Genomic DNA, 2,601 nt, shown 5'->3' with positions numbered 1-2,601 from the left:
GGGCTTTATTGCGTAGACTTCAAATAACTCATTTTGACGGTTTTATTCAATAAAAGGATTTTTCGTTAATTAGTTTTGACAGCTGCTACAACATCATCATCAGCATCAATGATTTTCTGATTTGATAAAGCAGCACCTTTAGGTACACGGACCCATGAGAGATTAAGATTAAGTTTAGATTGGTTACCAATCATCAATTTGAAATATTTCTGAACATTCACAACACATCCAATACTGGTTGATCCATAAGTGAACACAGGAGCGTTAGCAGTAGTCGTATCAGTAACCGGAACACCAATGGTCCTAGCGACAAAATATATGGTCTTATTGCCAAGACCCGCGCGTGTAGTTTGATTATCTGACATTTGACCAACTTCTTTAGAAAATACTTTTCCATATTTAGTATTAACGATAAGTTTATGACTAGCTCCTCCAGTTAAAGTAAACTTGTGTTTTCCAACAACTTTGAAATAACGTTGAAACGCTGGTGCCATGAAAAATTGACCTCCAGGTAGATCTTTGATAGTAAAACCTTGGTTGAAACCAGTAGTTAAACCACCAGCATTCGGTGGAATCGCAGGAGATGAGCCTAGACGATATTGATCATCCAACTCATCAATAAGAGTAATAGGAGTGAATTTTGTATCTTCTTTGCAGTAAAAGGCATAAACTTCAACATTGGCAGTAATGGTTGAAGTATTTGTAAATTGGAAATCGTGTCTGACAAAAGAAATACCAATTTTGTCTTGCTGTGGGACAGTACCATCAACATATGGTGCGACTTGAGAAGTACCACCTGGCACTACATAAGGGTTCATATTAAAATACGAAACAGGCCAAGTAGTAATCATATCCGTTGTAGCAAGATTGTCTTTCATTACTTGATCAAATGTGCCAATCGATCCAAGAATATCATACCCTGGAATACCAGCAACAGATCCAATCAATCTTTGATAGGCTGAGTTTCCAATAATACGTTCCTTGGAAACACCATACATGGGACGTTTGCATACATCAACAATCATAGTTCTTTGAGTATATTCTTTTTCATTGTGACCACCAAACATTTCTGAATCTCCTTTTGTTAGAGTTTGGGTTAAAGACCTTTCAGCCTTCAGCGCCGCTTTTATACCCTGGTTGTACTTTTCAGATTCATTGCGTTTCCACTTGCTCCAGGATTTCTTTATCTTGTTAAACGCCGAGGACGATAATATCGTGGACGCAGTGGTAAGCGCCGAACGAAACGGCGTGTGCGAATTCCCATAGGACGATAGCGACGAGTAGACCATACCATAATTGTTTAAAAAACAAACTGCGGGCCGCTATTTATATAATTTTTCTGGGGGCTCTGCCCCTCAACCCCGCCCACCTGCGGCGGGACGCCTGAACCCCTTGCAGGGGTTCTACAGTGCAGGTAGACGGTAGACTCCGTTCTAGTAAGTAATACTGGGCCAAGAGGTCTCCCTCTTGGGTGCTTACTAGAACGGAGTTTTATCTGAGTCCCGCTACGTTTTCCCACTAGTTATCAGGCCTTTCTGCTGCGTCCGGATCCCGGAGCGATCCGGGTTTAATACATTAGCCATGTAGCCTGCCGTGCTAACCCTAACCCTAAGAGACAAGTTCAAAACAGGGGGATATGGCTTAGCCTACCCCCTTTTGGTCAGCTAGGGTTACAATGGGGGATAGGCTAAGCCATATCCCCCCGTACAGCCCTAGTATTATATATAGCAGACTTCCCCCCAAGTCTGACATGACCCTCAAGGGATGCCTTCTATCCAAGGACGCTACTGGATGCTCACGATCCCTCAACACCTGTTTACACCCTTTCTGCCAAATGGAATTCAGTGGATCAAAGGACAACTTGAAGCAGGAAATGCAGGAGGATACCTACACTGGCAACTCGTGGTCTCCGTCCCCACAAAGAAAACTATGGGGTGGATCAAATCAATCTTTGGCGACTCAGTCCATTGTGAACTCACCCGAAGCGCAGCTGCTGAGTCCTATGTCTGGAAAGAAGACACACGAGTACCGGGCACTCAATTCGAACTTGGGACTAGACTCCTCAAACGAAACTCAGCAACCGATTGGGACGAAGTGCGAAAGCGAGCCAAACTTGGTGAACTCGATGAAATCCCCGGGGATGTTTACGTTCGTAATTATTCAAATCTCAAACGAATTGAAAGAGACCATCTCAAACCAGTTGCTATGGAGCGAACTGCATTCGTTTATTGGGGTCCGACTGGAGTGGGTAAGTCAAGGAGAGCTTGGGACGAAGCCGGTTTGGAAGCTTATCCTAAGGATCCCCGCAATAAATGGTGGGACGGTTACAGTGGTCAACCCAATGTTGTTATCGATGAATTTCGTGGTGATATCGGTATTAACAATCTACTCCGATGGTTGGATCGTTATCCAGTCTCAGTGGAAACCAAAGGTGGAAGCGTTGCCCTACGAACAACACAATTCTGGTTTACTTCAAACATCGATCCACGTGCTTGGTACCCTGATTTAGACGAAGAAACTAAAAGGGCTTTATTGCGTAGACTTCAAATAACTCATTTTGACGGTTTTATTCAATAAAAGGATTTTTCGTTAATTAGTTTT

The 2,601-nt window shown here is 43.1% G+C and carries 2 protein-coding genes; one reads left to right on the top strand and one right to left on the bottom strand.

Annotated elements, in window-relative coordinates; genetic code table 11:
• Nucleotides 1-65: 65 nt before the first annotated feature.
• Nucleotides 66-1,067 carry a hypothetical protein gene (locus tag JQ600_RS36630; RefSeq protein ID WP_212490450.1) on the bottom strand — a complete coding sequence of 334 codons (1,002 nt, stop codon included), beginning with the start codon at nt 1,065-1,067 and terminating at the stop codon, nt 66-68.
• A 724-nt stretch (nt 1,068-1,791) separates the two neighbouring features.
• Between JQ600_RS36630 and JQ600_RS36625 the strand changes: the two genes are divergently transcribed.
• Nucleotides 1,792-2,577: a hypothetical protein gene (locus tag JQ600_RS36625; RefSeq protein WP_212490449.1), complete on the top strand. Its 786-nt coding sequence runs from the start codon at nt 1,792-1,794 to the stop codon at nt 2,575-2,577.
• The last annotated feature ends 24 nt before the right edge of the window (nt 2,578-2,601 follow it).

The organism is Bradyrhizobium sp. AUGA SZCCT0176, assembly GCF_018130145.1.
Classification (GTDB): domain Bacteria; phylum Pseudomonadota; class Alphaproteobacteria; order Rhizobiales; family Xanthobacteraceae; genus Bradyrhizobium.
The sequence above is the reverse complement of the archived record's forward strand: the minus strand, read 5'-3'. Positions and strand labels throughout refer to the sequence as shown.

Excerpts from the sequence above, each read along its gene's own strand:
- JQ600_RS36630 (WP_212490450.1), bottom strand. The coding sequence starts at position 1,067 with ATGTTTGGTGGTCACAATGAAAAAGAATATACTCAAAGAACTATGATT.
- JQ600_RS36625 (WP_212490449.1), top strand. The coding sequence starts at position 1,792 with ATGCTCACGATCCCTCAACACCTGTTTACACCCTTTCTGCCAAATGGA.